This window comes from Labrys sp. 22185, from assembly GCF_052045555.1.
Taxonomy (GTDB): Bacteria; Pseudomonadota; Alphaproteobacteria; order Rhizobiales; family Labraceae; genus Labrys; species Labrys neptuniae.
In genome coordinates, this window is record NZ_JBQEPH010000003.1 from 392,900 (window position 1) to 409,765 (window position 16,866).

The window sequence follows — 16,866 nt, forward strand, 5'->3', positions numbered from 1 at the left end:
ATCATGACGATCCTTGCCCTGCAAAACGTCTCGAAGAGCTACGGCGCCTTGAAGGTGACGCAGGACGTCTCCTTCGCGCTGGAGAAGGGCGAAGCCCTGGGCATCATCGGCCCGAATGGAGCCGGCAAATCGACGCTGTTCAACCTCATTACCGGCAATGTGGACGTCGACGGCGGCCGCATCATCTTTGAGGGCCGTGACGTCACCAGCACGCCGCCGATGGCGCGGTGCCTGGCCGGCGTCGGCCGCACCTTCCAAATCCCGCAGCCCTTCGACAAGCTCACGGTGTTCGAAAACCTGCTGGTCGCCGGCACCTTCGGCGCAAGCCAGTCGGAGAGCGAAGCCACCGACCGCTGCGCCGACATTCTGTGGCGAACCGGGCTTTCGCCCCGGGCCAACGACATGGCAGGTGGCCTCAGCCTCCTGCAACGCAAGCGGCTCGAACTTGCCCGTGCCCTCGCCACCCGGCCCACGCTGCTGCTGCTCGACGAGATCGCCGGCGGCCTCACCGAAGGCGAATGCGGCCAGCTCGTCGACACGATCCGCGCGGTGCACGAGACAGGCATCTCCATCGTCTGGATCGAGCATGTGCTGCATGCCCTGACCGCTGTCGTCGGCCGCCTGCTGGTGCTGGATTTCGGCAAGGTCATCGGTATCGGCCAGCCGGACGAGATTATGGCCTCCAAGGCCGTGCGCGAAATCTATCTCGGGATCGACGTGTGATGGCCCTGCTCGAAACAAGATCCCTCACGGCCTTCTATGGCGACTTCCAGGCACTGTTCGGCGTCGACATGGCGCTGGCCGAAGGACAGACCGTCGCCATCATCGGCGCAAACGGGGCTGGCAAGACGACGCTGATGCGCTCGATCGCCGGCGTGCTCAGGAACGCGGCCGACCAGATCAGGTTCGACGGACGCCCGATCGGCGATCGGGCCGCACCGGATATGCTGGCCTTGGGCATCGCCATGGTCCCGGAGGGCCGCAAGCTCTTTCCCTCGCTGAGCGTCGAGGAAAACCTGCTGATCGGCAAATATGGGCGCGCGGCCGAGGGCTTCTGGTCGCTCGATGCGATCTACGAGATGTTTCCGATCCTGAAGGAGCGCCGCCACAATCCCGGCACCGCCCTGTCGGGCGGACAGCAGCAGATGGTCGCCATCGGCCGCGCCCTGATGTCCAATCCGCGCGTGCTGCTGTGCGACGAGTTGAGCCTCGGCCTTGCCCCGGTCGTGATCAAGGACATCTACGCCGCCTTCCCGAAAATCCGCGACAGCGGCGCATCCATCGTCATCGTCGAGCAGGATATCGGCCAGGCGCTGAAAGTGGCCGACCATGTCTACTGCATGATGGAAGGCCGCATCACGCTGTCGGGCAAGCCCTCGGACATCAGCCGGGACCAGATCCACGCCGCCTATTTCGGAGCGCATGCATGAATCTCATCGACACGATCATTCAAGGCGTGTTGCTGGGCGGCCTGTACGCCCTGTTCGCGGCCGGCCTGGCGCTGGTCTTCGGCATCATGCGCCTCGTCAACCTGGCGCATGGCGACCTCATCGTCATGGCCGCATTCGCGATCCTGTTCCTGGTCTCATCGCTGGGCCTGAACCCGTTCCTGGCGGCGCTGATCGCCATGCCGCTGATGTTCGCCATTGGCTGGGCCCTGCAATATTTCGTGCTCAACCGGACATTGGGGCCAGACATCCTGCCGCCGCTGCTGGTCACCTTCGGGCTCTCCATCGTCATCCAGAACGGGCTGCTCGAGACCTTCTCTGCCGACAGCCGCCGGATCGCACTCGGCTCGATCGAAACCGCCTCGCTCAACCTGGGCTTCACCACCATCGGCGTGATGCCCCTCATCACCTTTCTCTCGGCGGTCGGCGTGATCCTGGCCTTGAACCTCATCTTCTATCGCACGTCGCTCGGCCGCGCCTTCCGCGCCACCTCGGATGATCGCGTCACGGCCGGCCTGATGGGCATTCGCCCCGACGCCATCTTCGCCATCGCGACAGGGTTGGCACTGGTGGTCGCCACCATCGCCGCGCTCTATCTCGGTGCCCGCGCCAATTTCGACCCGACCGTCGGCCCGGCACGCCTGATCTACGCTTTCGAGGCGGTCATCATCGGCGGGCTCGGCTCCTTCTGGGGCACGCTCGCCGGCGGCTGCGTCATCGGCGTGGCGCAGGCGCTCGGCGCCAGCCTCAATCCGGAATGGCAGATCCTGGCCGGCCATATCGCCTTCCTGGCCGTGCTGCTGTTCAGGCCGCGCGGCCTGTTCCCCAGAGCCGTCGACTGAGGGGAGCCGAGATGAACCTGCAAGCCCCAACCGCCTGGAAAGTCGAGACGCGCACCCGCGCCTCCTCGATCTTCTGCCTCGTCGCGCTCCTGGTCGTGGCGCTCGGTTTCGCCGCGCCCCTGTTCCTGCCGCGCAGCGGCATACAGGACCTGTTCTTCATCCTGACCATGCTGGTGCTGGCGCAATGCTGGAACCTCTTGGCGGGCGATGCCGGCCTGGTTTCGGTGGGCCAGCAAGCTTTCGTCGGCCTTGGCGCCTATGCCATGTTCGCCGTCGTCATCCTGTTCGGCCTCGACCCGCTGGTCGGCGTCGTCGCCGGCGGGCTGGCCGCCGCCCTGCTCGCCATTCCCACCGGGTTCTTCGTGTTCCGCCTGCAGGGCGCCTATTTTGCCATCGGCACCTGGGTCATCGCCGAGGTCGTGCGCCTTGCGATGGCGCAAGTGAAGACACTCGGTGGCGGCACCGGTACTTCGTTGCCCTCGCGCGCAACCCGCGACATGGTCGGCGTCAATCTGGTCCAGGATCTTTTCGGCGTGCGTTCGGCCCAGGCCGTCGACATTCTGTGCTACTGGCTCGCGCTGGCCCTCGCCGTCGCTTCGATCGTCTTCATCTATCGCCTGTTGCGCTCGCGACAGGGGTTGGGTCTTGCCGCGGTGCGCGACAACGCCCAGGCCGCCCGTGCCGTCGGCGTCGACGCCCTGAAGGTCAAGGCGGCGACCTATGTCATCGTCGCCTTCATCACCGGCGCCGCCGGAGCCCTAATCTATGTGCAGAAGGCGCGCATCTCGCCCGATGCGGCCTTCGCCGTGACCGACTGGACCGCCTATGTGATCTTCATCGTGGTGATCGGCGGCATTGGATCGATCGAAGGACCGATCATTGGCGTCATCGTCCTCTACATCCTGCAGAGCCTGCTGGCCGATTTCGGCTCCTGGTATCTGCTCGCCCTCGGCTTGATCGGCATCGCCGTCATGCTGTTCTCCCCGTGCGGCCTGTGGGGCCTGTTCACCGAACGGACCGGCATTCAGCTCTTCCCGGTTCGCCGCATACTCACACCCAGACAATCCAACAAGTAGAGCGTCTTGTTTTTAGATCGAACCATCAAGAACTGCAAAATGCTCCGTTCCAGACACGTCAAGAGGAACGAACGCCCAGCCCAAACGCATTTTGCTCTGGATATGGAGAGGGAACATGGCCGACATCACCACCGACGTCCTCGTCATCGGCACCGGACCGGCAGGATCCGCCACTGCAGCACTGCTCTCGAGCTATGGCATCGAGAACATCGCGATCAATCGCTATCGCTGGCTGGCCAACACGCCGCGGGCCCACATCACCAATCAGCGCACGATGGAAGTGCTGCGCGATCTCGGCCGTGAGGTGGAGGATGAGGCCTATCTGTTCGCGGCGCATCAGGAGCTGATGGGCGAGAACGTGTTCTGCACATCGCTGACCGGCGAGGAGATCGGCCGCATGAAGAGCTGGGGCACCAGCCCGCATTCCAAGGCCGAGCACCTGTTGTCTTCGCCGACTTTGATGAACGACCTGCCGCAGACCTTCATGGAGCCGCTGCTGTTCAAGACCGCCTGCTCGCGCGGCACCCAGGCGCGGCTGTCGACCGAATATATAGCGCATGTGCAGGACGAGGACGGCGTCACCACCACCTGTCTCGACCGGCTCACCGGCAAGCAGTTCACCATCCGCTCGAAATATCTGATCGGCGCCGACGGCTCCAACTCCAAGGTGGCGGAGCATGCCGGCCTGACATATGGCGGCAAGATGGGTCTCGGCGGCTCGATCAACATCCTGTTCAAGGCCGACCTGTCCCGATATGTCGCGCACCGTCCCTCGGTGCTCTACTGGGTGGTGCAGCCGGGCGCCGATGTCGGTGGCATCGGCATGGGCCTGGTGCGTATGGTGCGCCCCTGGAACGAATGGCTGATCGTCTGGGGCTATGACATCAACCAGCCCGCGCCCAAGGTCGACGAAGCTTTCGCCACCAAGGTCGTGCGTGAACTCGTCGGCGATCCTGAGCTGGATGTCGAGATCGATCAGGTCTCCACCTGGACGGTCAACAACATGTATGCAGAGACGGTATCGAATGGCAGGGTCTATTGCATGGGCGACGCCATCCACCGCCACCCACCATCGAACGGCCTCGGCTCCAACACCTCCATTCAGGACGCATTCAACCTGGCCTGGAAGCTCGCTTTCGTGCTGAAAGGCCAGGCGGGCAAGGAGTTGCTCGACAGCTATCAGGCCGAACGCGCGCCCGTCGCCAGGCAGATCGTGACCCGCGCCAACAAGTCGATCGAGGAATTCGGACCGATCTTCAAGGCGCTCGGCCTGCTCGACTCGATCGATCCGGTGAAGATGCAGGAAAACATGGACGCCCGCTGCAATCCGAACGAGGCGGGCGAGGCCCAGCGCAAGGCGATCCGCGAGGCAATTGCCGCCAAGGTCTATGAGTTCGATGCGCATGGGGTGGAGATGAACCAGCGCTACCGGTCGAAGGCCGTCCAGCCGGACGGGCAGGAAGAACCGCCCTTCAATCAGGACGCCGAACTGCACTTCCAGCAGACGACATGGCCGGGCGCCCGCCTGCCGCATGCCTGGCTGTTCGGCGCGCGCGGCGAAAAGGCCTCGACCCTCGATCTCACCGGCCATGGCAAGTTCACCATCCTGACCGGTATTCGCGGCCAGGACTGGGTGAAGGAAGCGCAGGCCGTCGGACAGGAACTCGGCCTCGACATCGTGGTTCACGTCATCGGCCCGCGCCAGAAATGGCAGGACCTCGCCGGCGAATGGGCGCGGGTCAGCGAGATCGAGGAGAACGGCGCCGTCCTGGTGCGCCCCGATCATCATGTCGCCTGGCGCGTCAAGACATTGCCTGCCAGGCCGGACGCGGAGTTGCGCCGCGTGCTGAAGAACGTCCTGGCGCTGGCCTGACACCGTCCCCTTATCGACACCGGGCCAGCCCGGTGATCGCAAGCCCGAACGAGGTAAGCCGTGAGCTATTTTTCCGAAGACCATTCCATCGAAACGGTCAACGGCCGCATGGGTGGGGATATCGACCCGCGTCTCGCCATAGTGATGTCAGCCCTCGTCAAGCACCTGCACGCCTTCGCCAAGGAGGTCGAGCTGACGCAGGAGGAGTGGAATTTCGGCATCGATTTCCTCACCCGCACGGGACAGATCTGTTCGGGCGAGCGGCAGGAATTCATCCTGCTGTCCGATACGCTCGGCCTGTCCATGCTGGTCGACACCATCAACAATCGCCGCCCCTCGGGCGCCACCGAGAATACGGTCTACGGGCCGTTCCATGTCGCCGATGCCCCCATACGCGAGATGGGGGCGACCATCACGCTCGACGGCAAGGGCGAGAGCTGCCTGTTCGAGGGCCGCGTGCTGGATCTGGAGGGCAACCCCATCGAGGGAGCGCGCGTCGATGTCTGGTCCGACAATGCCGACGGCTATTACGATGTGCAGCAGCCCGGCATTCAACCCAAAGGCAATAATCGCGGCATCTTCATCACCGGGCCGGACGGCAAATACAGCTTTATCGGCATCAAGCCGGTTTCCTATCCGATCCCGGACGATGGCCCGGTCGGCAAGATGCTGGCGGCAGTAGGGCGCCATCCCTACCGCCCAGCGCATATGCACTATCTGGTAACGGCACCCGGGTTCAAGACAATCGTCACCCATACCTTCGTGGGCGGCGATGAATATCTCGAATCCGATGCCGTATTCGGCGTGAAGAAATCGCTGATCGCACCGTTCGACAGGCTCGAAGGCGAAAAGACGCTGTGGCGCTCACCTTTCGACTTCATCATGGCGCCCGACACGGCCGGAACCTGAGGAGGATGGATCGAAGGGAGCAAAAAGCCGCACGGGTATATTGCTCGCCCCTTCCGATCGCAAGCCACTGCCCGTGCCATAATTGCTTACGTGGTGCCGCCCCTCACCCTTACCCTCTCCCCGCAAGAGGCGGGGCGACGGGGCGGCAAGCGTCGCGATCCACCTCGGGGCCGTCATCTTGCTCGATCGGTGGGCGAGATGACCGTTTTAGGAATGAAACAAGCGGCTGAAGTCCCCCTCGCCCCGCCTCTTGCGGGGAGAGGGTAAGGGTGAGGGGCAGTGCCGACCTTGACGGAGTGAGCAACCACCCCGCGCAGCTTCTTCGAGTAGAATCATATACAAAACAAACGTTTATCGCCAACGGCTACGATGTTTGATCCAGGCGTCACTGCATCGTTTTGCAATGACAGTGCTTGATCGGTCAGGCATCAATGCCATCGGCATGAAAGGAAAGAGCGCGCTCATGACTGAACGCGCTCTGCTTTCGATCTTTGTTAGCTAAAGGTCTGGATCGGCACGGGATCGGCCGCCTGTCAGAGCGGACTATTGGGCGAGATAGCCGCCATCGATCACCAGTTCCGCCCCGGTCATGTAGCTCGCTTCGTCGCTGGCGAGGAACAGCACGCCGTTCGCCACCTCGATCGGCTTGCCGGCCCGCTTCATCGGGGTAGAGGCGATGACGAAGGCATTGATGTCGGAGGCCTGCGCCTGGGTGAGTGGCGTGTCGATGAAACCCGGGTGAACGGAATTCACCCTGATGCCGTCGGCGACATAGCTCATCGCCGCATTCTTGGTCATGTTGCGCACAGCGCCCTTGGTGGCGTGATAGGCATGGGCCCCACCGAGGGCGGCATTGCCCCAGATCGAGGAGAAGTTCACGATCGACCCACTTTTCTGCCGGCGCATGGCCGGCACCACCGCGCGCATGCCGAGAAACACTCCCGTCTGGTTGACGGCGATGACACGCTGCCAGGCGGCAAGATCGAGTTCGTCCAAGGGCTCATAGGCGATGATGCCGGCATTGTTGACCAGGACGTCAATCCGGCCGTGCCTGGCGAGGATCGTCTCGACGGTGCCGGCCCAATCTTCCTCGCGGCTGACATCGAGGCGCACGTTTTCCACGCCGGCGGCGTGCGGGTGATCGGGGCCGGCGATGTCGCCGGCATAGGTGATTGCGCCCTCGCGGGCGAAGAGCTCGGCAATCTCATAGCCCATGCCGCGGGCTGCCCCCGAAACCAGGGCGACCTTGTCCTTGAGCCGCATGACCCTTCCTCCTAAATTTGATCGTTAAGTCCAAAAATGGTCCGACGCTATCGGCCAAGCCAGGGGTAGCGGGCACTGTCCTTCCCGGCGTAATCGGGATCGAGATAGATGAAGCAGCGCTGGATCTTCCAGTCGCGGATCTCGAAGACGTCGCACCAGCGCCCCGCACCCCAATCGGGCACGCCGGCTCGCCAGGGACCGTCCTTGTGCTCGCCATGGCTGGTGCCCTCGCAGACGATGACATCGCCGCCCGAAAATACCCAGTTGAAGGCGGCATAGTGGTGGACGATGCTCTTCAGCGTGCCGCCGACATCGCCGAACAGGCGTCCGATTGCCTCCTTGCCGTCGGCGAGGCCCCATTTGGGGAAATAGACCTGCGCGTCCTCGGCGAAGAGGTCGAGGATGGAGCCGCCATCCGAAGTCACGCCGGCCTTGTCGAAGGCCTTGAGATATTCGAGGGCGACGGATTTGCGCTGCTCGTCGGTCATGGTCTGCCGGGTCAGGGCCATCGGCGTTTTCTCCCTTGTCGAAGCTTCATTCGGCCGCGATCTTGCCCGCCGCCGTCTTGACGGGCTCGAGATGGGCCCTCCTTGCGGCGAGATAGGCATAGGCGAGGATGGGGCCGAGCGTGCCGCCGCCGGCCCAATAGGCCCGCGCCGAGGCCGAGGCGACGCAATTGCCGACGCCGTAGAGGCCGGGGATCGGCTGGTCCTCGTCGTCGAGTACCTGCCCCTGCGGCGAGGTCTTCGGCCCACCCTTGGTATCGAGATTGCCGCCGCTCAGCAGCGCCGCATAGAACGGACCCGATTTGGCAATCGGATACATGGTCGGGTTCTTGCCGGCCGGCTCGGCCACCGGACCGTTGAAGAGCTGCTCGACCGGCCGCTCCCCACGCCGGAAGTCGAGATCCCTGCCGCTCTCGGCAAAGCCGTTGAAGCGGTCGATGGTGGCGCCGAGGCTCGCAGCGAAATCCGCGGAGAGGCCAAGGCCGCCAATATTGTCGGCGTACCGGGCCAGGCGCTCGGCGATGCCGGCTGAGAGCCCTTCCAGCGTATCGGCCTTGACGACATGGGCATCGTCGGCGCCGGGCGGCACGATGAAGCGGCCATATTCGTCGCTGGCGCTATGATCCTGGCTGCGCTGGTCCCAGATCGCGAACAGTACGAGATTGGGATATTCGCCCTTGGCGGCATCCCATTGGAAGAAGGCCTGCGCGGATTCGTTGTAGGCAAGCTTCTCATTGGTGACCCGCCGGCCCTGCCGGTCGACATAGATCATCGAGTCTCCCGAGGGCGAGAAGGTGCCGATCAGGCCAGGATCACGATTGAGCGCCTTTTCCAGCACGATCGGGCACATCCAGGCATAGTTCATGTTGCGCAACTGCCCGCCCGCCGCCGCGCCGATCCGGACGAAATCGCCCTCGTTGGAAATGGCGGCGCAGCCGCCGAAAACCGGGGCGGCGAGGAAATTGCGCCGCATCTCGGCATCATGGGTAAAACCCCCGCTGGCGAAGATCACGGCCTTGCGAGCCCTCACGGTGGTCAGGCGCCCGTCGATGTCGGTTGCCTGCACGCCGTTCACCGCTCCGTCATCGCCTCGGGTGAGGCGCTGGACCCGCATGCCCGTGCGGATCTCGATGCCGTCGCGCCTGGCTGCAGCGGACATCGTGCGGATCGCGACCTCGCCGCCGTCGGACATGCTGTCCTTGGCGCCCTTGGGCAGCAGCACCCGGCCTTTCGGCGCCTTGTCCTCGCCGAATTCGGCCCAATAGTCCGGAACATCGGGACAATGGCGATATTCGAGCGCCCCTTTCTCGGCCAGGAGCTCGGTTGCCGTCGAGGCGTTGTCGTAGAAGGCCTCGCACATGGCATAGTCCCATGGGTCGAGGCCGAAGGTCGGGTGATCGGCGACATAGCGCTCGGGCCGCGCCAGCCGGGCCATGTAGCGGATGCAATCCGGCTTGGGATCGGCAATGCCGAGTGCCTGCATCGCCTTGTTGTTGGGCACCCAGTACCAGAAGGCCGCCTTGCGCGTGGTGCCACCGAGTTCCTGCGCTTTCTCGAGCAGGACGACCTCATTGCCCTCCCAGCGCGCAAAGAGCGCGGAAGCGAGCCCACCGGCACCGCCGCCGACCACCACGATATCGGTTTCGATATCGAAATCGGCCGCGGTCACCGGCTTGGCGCTGGCACGGGCCGGCAGTTTCATGGATGCAGTCATGCGCGTCCTCCCCTCTCCCGGCCCGCTTGAAGCGCTGGGCCGCCGAACATCGAGGTCTGTCGCGGATAAGCCGCTCGACCGTTGCGTACAGGCTGCCGGAAATCGGGCGCCGGCGTCTTTCACGATCGGGGCGTTACAAAAACTGATCAGGTCAACGAAAAGACAGATGTGCGAATATCGCACGAAGGTGCGAATATTGCACCCAGCGCAATTTCCTGGCAGTATCCGCGCGTTTGAATGTAGCCGGTCCGGCATCAAGATCGGATGGCTGCCGGGAAACGCTCGAAACGCAGGCGCGCCTCGCGAAGGCACGCCGGATGGGGGACGCCATGGACACCCCGCAATGCCTCGCCGCCACGATGAACACCGGCAGCGCCCAAGCCGAATGTGCGCTCTGGCATCTGGAGTCAGCCAAGCCCTATCGGCTGGAATTCGAGAACGACGCCGATGTCGTCTGCCTCCTGCTCGGCGCGATCGAGGCGAAGACGGGCTATGACGGGCGCAGCCCATCCGCGATGCGTTTCGATGCCCTGACGGCCGCCTTCCATCCCGCCGGCGGCCGCGTGGCGGTCGAGGCCAGCGCCGTGTCCGCGGGCTTTGCCGCCTTCCGCTTTGCGCCCGAACTCCAGCACAAACTGCTGGGCGCGGACTATCGCCTCGCCCCCATCCCCACCAGCATCGACAACATCGCCTCCCCATCGATTGCCGGCCTGGTGGCCTATGCGCGCACCCTGTTCAATGCCTCGTCGCAGCCCGACAGCATCGCCGTGGAGGCCGTTTCGCAACTTGCCCTGGTGGATGTCTTCCGCTCGCTGCGCGCATTTGCCAGCAGGACGGCATGTGGCCCGCTTTCGGACCGCGAATATGCCCGTCTTCGCGAGCATATCGATGCCAATATCGCCGAACGGCTGAGCCTGGCCGAACTGTCCGATCTGCTCGACCTGCCGGTGATCACATTGCGGCGTCGCTTCCAGCGCAAAGCCGGCCTGCCCCTGCACCAGTTCGTCCTGGAACGGCGCGTGCAGATCGCGCAACATCAGCTCACCGCAACCTCGGCGCCACTGCGGGAGATCGCCGCCAGTTGCGGCTTTGCCTCCCAGCAGCACATGACGAGTGCCTTCAGCCGGCGGCTGGGGCTGACGCCGCTGGCATGGCGCGAACGCGCGCGAACGTGAACACGGGACTTGCTGCCGCGCCAGTCAGGCCAACGCCTGCCGCAATTGCGCCTGCACATCGAGCAGGAGCGGCAGGACTTCCGCCTTCAGGCGCGCAGTGGAGGCCCGGGCGGCCTGGGCGCCGGTGTTCAGGGCCGCGACAACCCGCCCGCCCGTCGTGACGATCGGCACGGCGATCGAGCGCAGGCCGAGTTCGAGCTCCTGGTCCACGAGGGCGTAGCCGCACCGGCGTACTTTTCCGAGCTCGGCCATGAGATCGTCGACATCGGTCAGTGTCCTTGGCGTCATCGCCGGCCGTTCGCTGCCCTCGAGCAAGGCCCGCGCTTCTTCGGGTGGCAGGGCGGCGAGCAGGACCCGGCCCATGGATGAACAATAGGCCGGCAAGCGGCTGCCGATATTGAGGGCGACAGACATCACCCGCTTTTGGGCAGCACGCGCGACATAGATTACGTCGCTCCCGTCCATGATGGCGGCGGAAGCGCTTTCCTGCGTGGTTTCGGATAGCCTTTCGAGGAAGGGCTGCAGGCGCCTTGGCAATGGCGCGGCGGAAAGATAGGCATAGCCCAGGCGCAGCACGCGCGGCGTCAAGGCGAACAAGCGGCCATCCGTGCTGGCATAGCCCCCCTTGAGCAGGGTAAGAAGGCAGCGACGCGCCGTTGCCCTGTCGAGTCCGGTCAGGCGGCTGACATCGGCGATCGAAAGGGCTTCATGGTCTTCGTCGAAAGCTTCGATGACCGAGAGCCCCTTGGCGAAGCCCCCCATCATGTCGCCATCCTTCTCCATTTTCGTCATAGGCACCCTCGTTCGAATATCGAACGTATACTCGGCTATCGCACCAGGCGAGCAAAATTGGTGAGGATGCAATGCAGGGGACAGGAACGAATGCGCGATGACGGCGCGCCCTATGCGCCATCGGAACCGGGCGAACGGAGAACAGGCAATCGCAGTGAGTGCGCGCCCGGCAATCAGGGATGCTCGCTACGCCCTTGCTCGGGCGTGATGCCTGTTGGCAAGTTGAAACCGTCGGAGAGGGATTTCATGAGGAAATCGATGAAGACCCTGAGCTTGTACGGCAGGTAGCGCGTCGGCGGAAACATCGCGTGGATCGACATTTCAGGCGCATGATAATCCGACAACACCTCCCTGAGGGTGCCGTCGCGCAAGCAGGAGTCGACGATAAAGCTGGGAAGGAGCGCAATGCCGCGCCCTTCGACGGCGATGTCGCGCAGCACTTCCCCGTTGTTGCTGCACAGGCACCACGACACCGGAACCCAGTGGTCACCGTCCTTGCCGGTGAGCTTCCACTGCGCACCGGTTTCGAGATAGCCATAGTGCAGGCCAGCGTGGTCTCGCAGGTCCCTTGGATGCCGAGGAATGCCCCTCTCTTCCAGATAGGCCGGGGATGCACATATGATCCGCGGCGCCGACGCGATTTCATGGCTCACGAGATTGGGCGGCGGCGAATCCGTCAAGCGGATCGTGACGTCGAAGCCTTCCTGCACCGTATCCAATTGCTGATCGCTCAGGACCAGCTGGATCTGGAGGTCGGGATGCCGGGCCATGAACTGGCCGATCAACCGTCCCAGAAACATCGTCCCGAACGACATCGGCGCATTGACACGCAACAGCCCCCGAGCCTCGACCTGAAACTGCGATAGCGAGGTTTCTGCGTCTTCGATCTCGGCGAGGATGGCCAGGCAGCGCTCGTAATAACGCATCCCGACTTCGGTTGGTGCCGCGCTCTGCGTGGTGCGATTAAGCAATTGCACACCGAGCTCGATCTCGAGATCGATGACATATTTGCTGACGGCGGATCGGGAAAGGCGCAACTCTCTCGCCGCTTCGCTGAAGCTGCCATGGTTCACGACCCTCGTGAACGCCTTCATATTGGTCAGTTTGTCCAAGCGTGCCTCCGCAGGTTGCCGCACCGGCCGCGCAAACCATCGGCGCTCGGTCAACGCCCGTCAGCTTGTCGCCATATCGTGGACAAATACGCCATACGATTTGATATTGTCAATGCATCGGAACGAAACTATCGTCCATTGCATGAGATGAAGATTGCATTCGCAAGGCGCCGCGGCACATACGCTTGGGATCAGAAGTATGATTTCTGCTGATCTCAAGTAACGGTTACGTATTGCGCCGACCGATCTGAACTTTCTTCCGCAAACGACATACCGACAATCATCTCGTCGAACGCGACCAGCCGCGAATAACGGCTGTTTCCGCACGCGTAGCCACTTCGTTTGATGGATGGAGAGAAACATGAGCAAAAACTACTCCATTGCAACGACGGGGGCCTCGCTGGACAAGGCCAAAGCGGCTGTCATTCTCCTGCATGGGCGCGGCGCCGCCGCCGAGAGCATGTTCGGTCTGGCCGATATCTTCGAGCAGCCCGATATCGCCTATTTTGCGCCGCAGGCGCCGGGCGGCACCTGGTATCCGTACTCATTCCTGGCCGCGCTCGATCGCAACGAACCCCATCTCTCCAGTTCTCTCGCCGAGGTCGGCAATGCCGTCTCATGGCTGCAGGGCAAGAAGCTGGACCTGGCCCGGATCGCGCTGCTCGGCTTTTCCCAAGGCGGTTGCCTGGCGCTGGAGTTCGCGGCCCGCAACGCACACCGCTACGGCGCCGTCATCGGTCTGAGCGCCGGCCTCATCGGCCCGGACAGGACGCCTCGGGACTATGCCGGCTCGCTCGCGGATACGCCCGTCTTTCTGGGCTGCTCCGACATCGACCCGCACATCCCTGTTGAACGGGTGCGTGAAAGCAGCCGCGTGTTGTCGGCCCTCGGCGGCCAAGTCGTCGAGAGGATCTATCCGGGCATGGGGCACGAGATCAACGACGACGAAGTCGATCAGGTCCGTGCGCTCTTGTCCGCCCTCGTCGCGGCGCACTGATCCCGCGGTTCATGGCGCGCGACGCGCAGCCGGCCAACCCATCCCGAGCTTTTAACGGAGACTAGACATGAGCAAACTTCACGAAGTTCTGACGCCTCAAAACAGCCAGGTCATTTTCATCGATCAGCAGCCGCAAATGGCGTTCGGCGTGCAATCGATCGACCGGCAAGTGCTGAAGAACAATGTCGTCGGCCTGGCCAAGGCCGCCAAGGCGTTCAAGGTTCCGGCCACGATCACGACGGTCGAGACCGAGGCCTTTTCCGGTAATACCTTTCCCGAACTCCTCGCCGTATTTCCCGAGAACCAGCTCCTCGAGCGTACGTCGATGAACTCGTGGGACGACCAAAACGTTCGTGATGCCCTGGCGAAGAACGCTCAGGATGGCCGCAAGAAGATCGTCTGCTCCGGCCTGTGGACCGAGGTCTGCAACATGACCTTCGCGCTCTCCTGCATGCGTGACACCGACTATGAGATCTACATGGTTGCTGACGCCTCCGGCGCCACCTCCGCCGATGCCCAGAAATACGCCATGGATCGCCTGGTCCAGGCGGGCGTGGTGCCGGTGACCTGGCAGCAGGTCCTGCTGGAATGGCAGCGCGACTGGGCGCGCAGGGACACCTATGACGCGGTGATGAACATCGTGAGGGAGCATTCCGGTGCCTACGGCATGGGCGTCGATTACGCCTACACCATGGTGCACAAGGCGCCCGAGCGCGTGAAGCACGGCGAGCGCATCGGCCCCAATCCCGCAAAGCAGGCCTGAACCACCCGCCCTCCCCGCTGCAATCCGGAAGGGTCGGAGGGTCATGGGCGACGGAGCGCGCCCCGCGCCGTCGCCCATAGGCTCACGCACGGCTCCGGTCTCAGGGAAGCTATCTGATGAAACTCTATCTCGTCTCTTTGGGCGCCGGCCTGTTGGTCGGTTTGATCTACAGCCTTCTGGATGTCCGCTCGCCCGCGCCTCCGGTCGTCGCGCTCGTTGGCCTCCTGGGCATTCTGGTTGGTGAACAGATCATCCCGGTCGGCAAGCAGTTGATCTCAGGCAAGGCCTTCGCCTCCGCCTGCGACAAGAGTCATGCCGTCACCCATGTCTTCGGCCAGCTGCCGGGCCGCCACATCACGCAGGCCTCAGAAACATCGAAGGAAAAGACCTGATGAAGACCACCCGTCGCGCCTTTCTCGGCGGGGTATCCGGCCTCGCACTCCCGACGATCGTCTCGCGGGCCCGCGCCGGCGACAGCAATTCAAACGGAGATGCCGCGATGAATGCCGATACCGTCATCCACAACGCCAAGATCACCACGCTTGATCGGACAAACCCGGTCGCGAGTGCCGTCGCCATCAAGGATGGCAAGTTCCTCGCCGTGGGCAGCGACAAGGAAGTACTCGCACTTGCGGACGACAAGACCAGGAAAATCGACCTCAAGGGCCGGCGCCTGCTGCCCGGCCTGATCGACAACCATCTCCACATCATCCGTGGCGGGCTGAACTTCAACATGGAGCTGCGCTGGGATGGCGTTCGCTCGCTTGCCGACGCGATGGACATGCTGAAGCGCCAGGTCGCGGTGACCCCCGCTCCGCAATGGGTCCGTGTCGTCGGCGGCTTCACCGAGCATCAATTCGCTGAAAAGCGCCTGCCGACGATCGAGGAGATCAACGCCGCAGCGCCCGACACGCCGGTCTTCCTGCTGCATCTCTATGATCGCGCCCTGCTCAATGCAGCGGCGGTGCGCGCGGTCGGCTATACCAGGGACACGCCCGAACCACCCGGCGGCGAAATCACGCGCGACGCCAACGGCAATCCGACCGGTCTCCTGCTCGCCAAGCCGAACGCCGCCATTCTCTATGCGACGCTGGCCAAGGGCCCAAAGCTCCCCTTCGACTATCAGGTCAATTCCACCCGCCACTTCATGCGCGAGCTCAACCGCCTCGGCGTGACCGGCGCCATCGACGCCGGCGGCGGATTCCAGAACTATCCGGAAGACTATGCCGTCATCCAGAAGCTCTCGGACGACAACCAGCTGACCGTCCGTCTCGCCTACAATCTGTTCACCCAGAAGCCGAAGCAGGAAAAGGAAGACTTCCTCAACTGGACCTCCTCGGTCAAATACAAGCAGGGCGACGACTATTTCCGCCACAACGGCGCCGGCGAAATGCTGGTGTTCTCGGCAGCGGATTTCGAGGACTTCCGCCAGCCACGGCCCGACATGCCGCCGGAGATGGAGGGCGAACTCGAGGAGGTCGTGCGCGTGCTGGCGCAGAACCGCTGGCCCTGGCGTCTGCATGCGACCTATGACGAGACGATCTCGCGCTCGCTCGACGTGTTCGAGAAGGTCAACAGGGATATCCCGCTCCAGGGCTTGAACTGGTTCTTCGACCACGCCGAGACGATTTCGGAAAAGTCCATCGATCGCATCTCGGCACTTGGCGGCGGCATCGCCGTCCAGCATCGCATGGCCTATCAGGGCGAGTATTTCGTCGAGCGCTATGGTGCCGGCGCGGCCGAGGCGACGCCGCCGGTCGCCCGCATGCTCGAAAAGGGCGTGAAGGTCTCGGCGGGTACGGACGCGACACGCGTTGCCTCCTACAATCCCTGGGTCTCGCTCAACTGGATGATCACCGGCAAGACGGTCGGCGGCCTGCGCCTCTATCCGCAACGCAATTGCCTCGATCGCGAGACCGCCCTGCGGATGTGGACCGAAAACGTCACCTGGTTCTCCAACGACGAAGGCAAGCGGGGGCGGATCGAGAAGGGCCAGTTCGCGGACGCATGCGTGCCCAGCAAGGACTTCTTCACCTGCCCCGACGACGAAATCTCCTTCCTCACCTCGGACCTGACGATGGTGGGCGGCAAGATCGTCTACGGCGCCGGGGATTTCTCCAAGCTCGACGAGAACCCGGTCCCGCCGGCAATGCCGGACTGGTCGCCGGTACGCAGCTTCAAGGGCTATGCGGCCTGGGGTGACCCGGAGGGTGCGGGCAAGAATTCGCTGCAGCGCATGGCGATCGCCTCGTGCGGGTGCCAATCATCCTGCGGCGTGCATGGTCACGACCATGCCAGCGCCTGGGGATCGAAGCTACCGATCTCCGACCTCAAGAGCTTCTGGGGAGCACTCGGATGCTCCTGCTGGGCGGTGTGACGTGGCCTCTTCATCGAAC

General features: G+C 63.5%; 16 protein-coding genes. 11 read left to right on the plus strand and 5 right to left on the minus strand.

Features of this window, described 5'->3' with window-relative positions:
* The first annotated feature begins 3 nt into the window (after positions 1-3).
* The 6 genes from ACTJKX_RS09255 (at position 4) to ACTJKX_RS09280 (ending at position 6,148) form a co-directional block, all read left to right on the plus strand.
* On the plus strand, positions 4-723 hold the full coding sequence (locus tag ACTJKX_RS09255; protein ID WP_311937161.1) for an ABC transporter ATP-binding protein: 720 nt from the start codon (positions 4-6) through the stop codon (positions 721-723).
* Positions 723-1,430, plus strand: coding sequence for an ABC transporter ATP-binding protein (locus ACTJKX_RS09260; protein WP_311937164.1), 708 nt, complete (start codon positions 723-725; stop codon positions 1,428-1,430). The genes ACTJKX_RS09255 and ACTJKX_RS09260 overlap by 1 nt, the downstream gene beginning before the upstream one ends.
* The gene (locus tag ACTJKX_RS09265; RefSeq protein ID WP_440725077.1) at positions 1,427-2,290 is read left to right on the plus strand and encodes a branched-chain amino acid ABC transporter permease; all 864 of its coding nucleotides are present in this window, start codon (positions 1,427-1,429) and stop codon (positions 2,288-2,290) included. Before ACTJKX_RS09260 ends, ACTJKX_RS09265 begins: the two co-directional genes overlap by 4 nt.
* An 11-nt stretch (positions 2,291-2,301) precedes the next feature.
* Positions 2,302-3,366 carry a branched-chain amino acid ABC transporter permease gene (locus ACTJKX_RS09270; RefSeq protein WP_440725078.1) on the plus strand — a complete coding sequence of 355 codons (1,065 nt, stop codon included), beginning with the start codon at positions 2,302-2,304 and terminating at the stop codon, positions 3,364-3,366.
* A gap of 115 nt (positions 3,367-3,481) precedes the next feature.
* Positions 3,482-5,239 (plus strand): FAD-dependent oxidoreductase, encoded by a 1,758-nt coding sequence (locus ACTJKX_RS09275; protein ID WP_440725079.1) that lies wholly within the window; start codon positions 3,482-3,484, stop codon positions 5,237-5,239.
* A gap of 108 nt (positions 5,240-5,347) precedes the next feature.
* Positions 5,348-6,148: an intradiol ring-cleavage dioxygenase gene (locus ACTJKX_RS09280; protein ID WP_440725166.1), complete on the plus strand. Its 801-nt coding sequence runs from the start codon at positions 5,348-5,350 to the stop codon at positions 6,146-6,148.
* 543 nt (positions 6,149-6,691) lie between these two features.
* Here ACTJKX_RS09280 and ACTJKX_RS09285 read toward each other — a convergent pair.
* The 3 genes from ACTJKX_RS09285 to ACTJKX_RS09295 are packed head-to-tail and all read right to left on the minus strand — an operon-like array spanning position 6,692 to position 9,631.
* The gene (locus tag ACTJKX_RS09285) at positions 6,692-7,411 is read right to left on the minus strand and encodes an SDR family NAD(P)-dependent oxidoreductase (RefSeq protein WP_440725080.1); all 720 of its coding nucleotides are present in this window, start codon (positions 7,409-7,411) and stop codon (positions 6,692-6,694) included.
* A 47-nt stretch (positions 7,412-7,458) separates the two neighbouring features.
* Complete coding sequence (locus tag ACTJKX_RS09290; protein ID WP_311937178.1) at positions 7,459-7,920, minus strand: nuclear transport factor 2 family protein; 462 nt, start codon at positions 7,918-7,920, stop codon at positions 7,459-7,461.
* A 25-nt stretch (positions 7,921-7,945) separates the two neighbouring features.
* Positions 7,946-9,631 (minus strand): FAD-dependent oxidoreductase, encoded by a 1,686-nt coding sequence (locus tag ACTJKX_RS09295; RefSeq protein ID WP_440725081.1) that lies wholly within the window; start codon positions 9,629-9,631, stop codon positions 7,946-7,948.
* Between the two features lie 329 nt (positions 9,632-9,960).
* Between ACTJKX_RS09295 and ACTJKX_RS09300 the strand changes: the two genes are divergently transcribed.
* Positions 9,961-10,806 carry a helix-turn-helix domain-containing protein gene (locus tag ACTJKX_RS09300; RefSeq protein WP_440725082.1) on the plus strand — a complete coding sequence of 282 codons (846 nt, stop codon included), beginning with the start codon at positions 9,961-9,963 and terminating at the stop codon, positions 10,804-10,806.
* Positions 10,807-10,830: 24 nt separating this feature from the next.
* On the opposite strand, the gene ACTJKX_RS09305 is transcribed toward ACTJKX_RS09300, so the two are convergent.
* Both ACTJKX_RS09305 and ACTJKX_RS09310 read right to left on the minus strand, forming a co-directional pair.
* Positions 10,831-11,589 (minus strand): IclR family transcriptional regulator domain-containing protein, encoded by a 759-nt coding sequence (locus ACTJKX_RS09305; RefSeq protein ID WP_440725167.1) that lies wholly within the window; start codon positions 11,587-11,589, stop codon positions 10,831-10,833.
* Between the two features lie 182 nt (positions 11,590-11,771).
* Positions 11,772-12,710 (minus strand): LysR substrate-binding domain-containing protein, encoded by a 939-nt coding sequence (locus ACTJKX_RS09310; RefSeq protein WP_440725083.1) that lies wholly within the window; start codon positions 12,708-12,710, stop codon positions 11,772-11,774.
* A gap of 361 nt (positions 12,711-13,071) precedes the next feature.
* Between ACTJKX_RS09310 and ACTJKX_RS09315 the strand changes: the two genes are divergently transcribed.
* The 4 genes from ACTJKX_RS09315 (at position 13,072) to ACTJKX_RS09330 (ending at position 16,847) form a co-directional block, all read left to right on the plus strand.
* Positions 13,072-13,707, plus strand: coding sequence for an alpha/beta hydrolase (locus ACTJKX_RS09315; protein WP_440725084.1), 636 nt, complete (start codon positions 13,072-13,074; stop codon positions 13,705-13,707).
* A 67-nt stretch (positions 13,708-13,774) separates the two neighbouring features.
* A complete protein-coding gene (locus ACTJKX_RS09320) occupies positions 13,775-14,470 on the plus strand; it encodes a hydrolase (RefSeq protein WP_394311595.1) in 696 nt (231 codons plus the stop codon).
* A gap of 116 nt (positions 14,471-14,586) precedes the next feature.
* Positions 14,587-14,862 carry a XapX domain-containing protein gene (locus ACTJKX_RS09325; RefSeq protein WP_394311596.1) on the plus strand — a complete coding sequence of 92 codons (276 nt, stop codon included), beginning with the start codon at positions 14,587-14,589 and terminating at the stop codon, positions 14,860-14,862.
* Positions 14,862-16,847 (plus strand): amidohydrolase, encoded by a 1,986-nt coding sequence (locus ACTJKX_RS09330; RefSeq protein WP_440725085.1) that lies wholly within the window; start codon positions 14,862-14,864, stop codon positions 16,845-16,847. The genes ACTJKX_RS09325 and ACTJKX_RS09330 overlap by 1 nt, the downstream gene beginning before the upstream one ends.
* The last annotated feature ends 19 nt before the right edge of the window (positions 16,848-16,866 follow it).